5 protein-coding genes are annotated in these 5,784 nt (G+C 33.7%); 2 read left to right on the top strand and 3 right to left on the bottom strand.

What is annotated here, in order from left to right:
- A partial coding sequence (locus AC1DJR_RS15295; RefSeq protein WP_477002941.1) for a YkyB family protein occupies positions 1-445 on the bottom strand: 445 nt, incomplete at its 3' end.
- 141 nt (positions 446-586) lie between these two features.
- Here AC1DJR_RS15295 and AC1DJR_RS15290 point away from each other — a divergent pair.
- Together AC1DJR_RS15290 and AC1DJR_RS15285 are read left to right on the top strand one after the other, a co-directional pair.
- Positions 587-2,161, top strand: a complete 1,575-nt coding sequence (locus AC1DJR_RS15290; RefSeq protein WP_477002940.1) for a Ppx/GppA phosphatase family protein — start codon at positions 587-589, stop codon at positions 2,159-2,161.
- A gap of 108 nt (positions 2,162-2,269) precedes the next feature.
- Positions 2,270-4,378: a polyphosphate kinase gene (locus AC1DJR_RS15285; RefSeq protein ID WP_429686795.1), complete on the top strand. Its 2,109-nt coding sequence runs from the start codon at positions 2,270-2,272 to the stop codon at positions 4,376-4,378.
- A 166-nt stretch (positions 4,379-4,544) separates the two neighbouring features.
- Here AC1DJR_RS15285 and AC1DJR_RS15280 read toward each other — a convergent pair whose 3' ends face one another.
- Together AC1DJR_RS15280 and AC1DJR_RS15275 are read right to left on the bottom strand one after the other, a co-directional pair.
- Positions 4,545-4,781, bottom strand: a complete 237-nt coding sequence (locus AC1DJR_RS15280) for a hypothetical protein (protein WP_429686796.1) — start codon at positions 4,779-4,781, stop codon at positions 4,545-4,547.
- Positions 4,782-4,878: 97 nt separating this feature from the next.
- Positions 4,879-5,736 (bottom strand): metallophosphoesterase, encoded by an 858-nt coding sequence (locus AC1DJR_RS15275; RefSeq protein ID WP_002014831.1) that lies wholly within the window; start codon positions 5,734-5,736, stop codon positions 4,879-4,881.
- Positions 5,737-5,784 lie beyond the last annotated feature (48 nt).

Genomic DNA, 5,784 nt, shown 5'->3' with positions numbered 1-5,784 from the left:
AGGTACGGCTATACCATGGAACTGGTTCGCTTAATTTTTTTTCCTGTTTTAATGCTTCAGGACCAATATAATCTTGAAGTGTTTTTTTTGCTATTGTTAAAGATAAGGTTGTTTTCGGATTTCGATAGGAGGATTCAAGGTGACCAAGATGCGGTAGGGTGCGAAAATCATCTTTCGTAGGAGGGATATGGAAAAAATAATCACCTAAACGTATAAGAACATCGGATTGTTGTTGACTAAAACGTGGATTTCTAGAAAAATGTAATCCTTCTTTGATAGCCTTTTTTTCAGTAATTAAGCGTTCTAAAGCAGTCTTTTTTAACCAATATAAGTACTTAGGGTTAGTTGCAGCTTTAGCATGACGATTCACAACGAAAATAGATTGAGCTAGTCTATTAATAGAATGTTGATTATGCAATGGAGATTGTGGTTGTGAAGGTTTCATATTGACTCTCCTTTCAATTTTTCCTTATTATAGCATAAATAAAATGGGTTTTTATTATATGCAAAAAGTAATTGTATATATTTTCAATATTAAAGCAATATTGTTACAAAAAACAACTATTTTGTATAATAGTGATAGAATATGTTTCAGAAATTTGATAATGAAAGAGTGAGAAGTTTGAAAGAAATATTAAAACTACAATATGCCATTATAGACATTGGTTCTAATACAATGCGCTTAGTTATTTATGAAAAACAAAGCGGGGGTTTTTATAAAGAGATTGAAAATACGAAAGTGGTCGCTAGGTTAAGAAATTATTTAGTAAATGGTGTATTAAGTGAAGAAGGAATAGAAGTATTATTACAAACATTATTTCAATTTCAAGAAAGTACACGATTCCATAAGCTGCATCATGTACTTTGTGTTGCAACGGCAACAATTAGACAGGCTRAGAATCAAGAGGAAATTAAAAAACTTGTTGAAGGGCAAACAGATTTTACTCTTAGAGTTTTATCAGAATATGAAGAAGCACGTTACGGTTATTTAGCAGTTATGAATTCCACTTCATTTTCAGAAGGAATTACAGTTGATATTGGTGGGGGGAGTACAGAAGTTACATACTTTCGAAATAGAGAAATTTTAGAATACTATAGCTTTCCTTTTGGAGCACTTTCTTTAAAGCAACAATTTATTCAAGATGATATTCCTACTACAGAGGAGTTAGATGAGATTAGAAGGTATTTATGGTATCAATTCCGAACGCTACCATGGTTAATTGATAAAAAATTGCCTCTTATCGCAATTGGGGGTAGTGCGAGGAACATGGCGAAAATCCACCAAAATTTAATTTGTTATCCTATAGCTGGATTACACTTATACAAAATGAAAGAAGACGATATTAAAAATGTAAAAGATGAATTAAAACAATTATCATTCATAGACCTTCAAAAATTAGAAGGGTTAGCAAAAGATCGAGCAGACACAATTATCCCAGCGGTCGAAGTATTTCATATGCTTGTTAACGTTATAGAGGCATCGGCTTTTGTATTGAGTAAAAAAGGATTAAGAGAAGGTGTTTTCTATGAAGAATTAACGAAAGATTTGGGGATCTCATATTATCCGAACGTAGTAGAAGAGAGTTTACATTTATTGTCATATGAATACGAATTAGACATGGAATTTGTTATTCAACTTATTAAACAAGGAACATTAATCTGCAAACAACTTGAAGGAGCTGGACTCATTTCTATGTCAGCGAAAGACTGGGGAATATTCCATCAAGYAGCGAAAGTATTTAATATTGGAAAATATATAGATGAAGAAGCGAGCCGCTTACATACATTTTACTTACTAGCGAACAAAACAATTGATGGTATGATGCATAAAGATCGAGTTAGATTAGCGCTTATAGCTTCTTATAAATCAAAAATGTTATTTAAACAACATTTGGCACTGTTTGAAGGATGGTTTGATAAAAGTGAACAAAAGAAAATTCGATTATTAGGGGCTGTATTACAATTTTCGGCTGCTTTAAATATACGACAAAGATCGCTTGTTGAAACAATATATATAACGGAAAGTAAAGAAGGTTTAACATTCAGGATTTTATGTGAAGAATCGGCATTGGCGGAAAAAGTTCAAGCGGAAAAACAAAAAAAACAGCTTGAAAGAGTATTAAAAACGAATATTAACTTAGTATTCGAATTGAAATGTTAGGTTGTACGGATGTCTTTACAAAAAATTAACACTTTGGAATATTGTAATTTGATAAAATAAAAGTAATTAAATTATATTAAAAAAGTTTCAAAGGGAAGTGTGAAGCGAATGGAATTACTAAAGGGGAATTTAGTAAATTTAAATGATACAGCGTATTATAATAATCGTGAATTAAGCTGGCTAGCATTTAATGAACGTGTACTACAAGAAGCGCAAGATGAAAATAATCCACTATTAGAAAGACTAAAGTTTATTAGTATTTTTAGTTCGAATTTAGATGAATTTTTTATGGTGCGCGTAGCAGGTTTGAAAGATCAAGTAAGTGCGGGATTTAATCAGCCAGAAAATAAAGCAGGTTTAACACCAAAGAAACAGTTAAATAAGATTGCGATAAAATCTCACGAGTTAATGACTGTGCAGTATGAAACGTTTAAAAATTATGTATTGCCAGCGCTTGAACTAGAGGGGATTGAGCGTTTAACATTCCATGATTTGACGAAAGAGCAAAGGGAATTTATCGAGGAGTATTTTGATGAACAAATATTTCCGGTTTTAACCCCTGTATCTATTGATGCGTATCGTCCATTTCCAATGTTATTAAATAAAAGTTTGAATTTAGCTACTATTTTATATGATGAGCAACAGGCTGAGGAAGAAAATCGTACGAAGTTAGGAATTGTACAAGTGCCTTCATTACTGGAGCGTTTCATATTTTTACCGAGTGAAGGGCAAAAACATAAATTTATTTTATTAGAAGATGTAATTAGTGGTTTTACTCATAAACTATTCACAGGATATAACGTATCACCTGTTACTCGTTTCCGTATTACACGTAATGCGGATTTAACGATCCATGAAGAAGGTGCACGCGATTTATTAAAAGTAATTGAAAAAGAATTGAAAAAGCGTAAGTGGGGAGCTGCCGTTCGTTTAGAAGTTGGTAAAGAACACATTGATGAAAGAGTGTTAGCGTTATTGTATGATGTGTTAGAAGTAAAAGATGAAGATGTGTACATGATGGATGGACCGTTAGATTTAACATGTTTATTCTCCTTATATAAAAAATTAGCGCCTTTATATGAACATCTAGTATATCCGGCTCTTATTCCTCAACCTCCTCAAGATTTAGGTGATGAGGAAGATGTATTTGAAAAAGCGATAGAACATGATATTTTATTACACCATCCCTTTGAGTCGTTTCAGCCAGTCGTTGATTTTGTCCGTGATGCGGCAGATGACTCGAATGTACTTGCGATCAAACAAACATTATATCGTGTAAGTGGAGATTCTCCAATAATTCAGGCGCTGAAGGTAGCAGCTGAAAAAGGAAAACAAGTGACGGTATTGGTTGAGTTAAAGGCAAGGTTTGATGAAGAGAATAATGTTCATTGGGCTAAAGAATTGGAACAGGCCGGATGTCACGTTATTTACGGAGTAAGTCACTTGAAAACGCATAGTAAAATTACGTTAGTTGTAAGAAGAAGAAACGGAAAAATTGAAAGGTTTGTACATCTTGGAACTGGAAATTATAATGATGCAACAGCGAAGTTGTATACCGATTTTGGATATATTACATCGCGAAAAGACTTTGGTGTAGATGCAACAAATTTTTTTAATTATTTGAGTGGTTATACAAAAAAACCGCATTTTCATCATTTATCTGTTGCCCCGTTTGATATAAGAGAGCAGTTTATGGAGTTAATAGATGAGGAAATCCGTTATCATAGACAATATGGAAATGGATATATTATCGCTAAAATGAATTCGTTAACAGATAAACCGTTAATGAAAAAAATGTATGAAGCATCACAAGCTGGGGTAAGGGTAGAGCTCATCGTTAGAGGGACATGTTGTTTAAGACCTGGGATTCCGAATGTAAGTGAAAATATTCGTGTAGTTAGTGTTGTTGGAAGATATTTAGAACATAGTCGTATTTATTATTTCCATCATAATGGAGATGAAAAAATATATTTATCTTCAGCTGATTTGATGACGCGAAATATGGAAAAACGAGTAGAAATATCCTTCCCAATTTTAGATATTGAAATGAAAGCGAGAATAAAGGCAATTTTACAGCTGGTTTTAGCTGATAATGTGAAAACACGTGAACAAAATAAAGATGGTGACTATTATTATATAATTAATAGTAGTATAGAAGAAATTGATAGCCAAGTGAATTTATTTAAGATGGCGTATCAAAATACAGACGCTGAATAGTGTGAAAAAAGTAAAAACCTCTTATTGAATTTAAGAGGTTTTTACTTTTTTTCTCTACTCATATATTCTCAAAATGGAAGGATGAGTAGAGAGAATAGTTTTTATTATAGGCGTGTGATGAGTTGGTTCGTTGAGAGAAAAACATTAGAAGAATGGTTGGTTTAAATTAATAATAGTATGGTTGTTGACAAGGCCCTCCGTAACAAGGAAAAGGTGCTGGTGGTGGGAAAGGCGGTGGATAAGGCGGATAAAACGGTCTAGGCCCGAAAGCTAATGCTCCGCCTAGCARTCCKCCAGCAATTCCAGCTAGAAATGGAACACCGAAAAATGGAAAGAAGCGTGAGTCGCCTGCTGGGCCAAAAGGTGCTGAACGAACTGGGATCAGTTGATAATATGGATACATGAACAAACCTCCTTTACTGGACTCATTTTTATCATATGGTGGACCAAGCGTGGATGAGCGCGTACAAGGAAGGATATGTAAGGAAATAGGCGAATTGTTACGAATGTTGTAGGATGAAGAGTGTAATTTCAGGTTTTGACATAAAGCGGAATGGGACACGTGTTCTTCCAATACCTCGATTGACATAGAGAGTCAAACCTTGAATGTTATAGAAACCTTCAATATATTCTTTTGCAAGCGACGGGGTAATAATAGCACCTAAAAAAGGAATTTGTACTTGTCCGCCATGGCTATGACCAGAAAGTTGAAGATTGATTGGATATGTAGCGATTTGTGGCGCGATATCTGGTTCGTGAACGAGAACAATTGTATAAATATTTTGTTTTGCATGTTGTAAAGTTTCCGCTATTTTTGGTTTACCCAGTAGCATATCATCGAGTCCGAAAATAGAAATTTCACTATTATCCAGTAAACGAATTCGCTTTTCGCTATTTTGCAAAAGTTCAAATCCAGATTCGCGCATGATGTGATCATAGTATTCAGTTCCATATCCGCCATGATCGTGGTTACCATAAATAGAAAATTTACCGAAGGGTGCCTGTATATTCTTTAAAATGGATGCAACAAAAGAAGCCTCGGTATATGTTTGGTAATCATCAATGAGATCACCAGTAAAAAGGACAATATCTGGCTTTTCAGCATTAATCTTGGAAACGATTTGAGATAAATGTTGGAGAGAGAAATAGTATCCTAGATGTAAATCGCTAAATTGAAGGATCTTCATACCATGAAAACCTTTTGGTATGAGCGGTGATTTAAGTGTGTGTTGCGTAAAAGAAAGCAAATAGGGCTCTATATATTTAGCATAATAATAGCCGATACTTGCGGTTATAAATGAATATAGACAAGTGCGTATTCCAGATTTTAAAAAATTTCTTCTTGTAATTTTCTTCATATACAGGTTACTCGAACCACCCTTCAATTTATTTAAAATATATTTTAA

It is taken from the genome of Bacillus sp. 05T31, assembly GCF_056396725.1.
The sequence above is the reverse complement of the archived record's forward strand: the minus strand, read 5'-3'. Positions and strand labels throughout refer to the sequence as shown.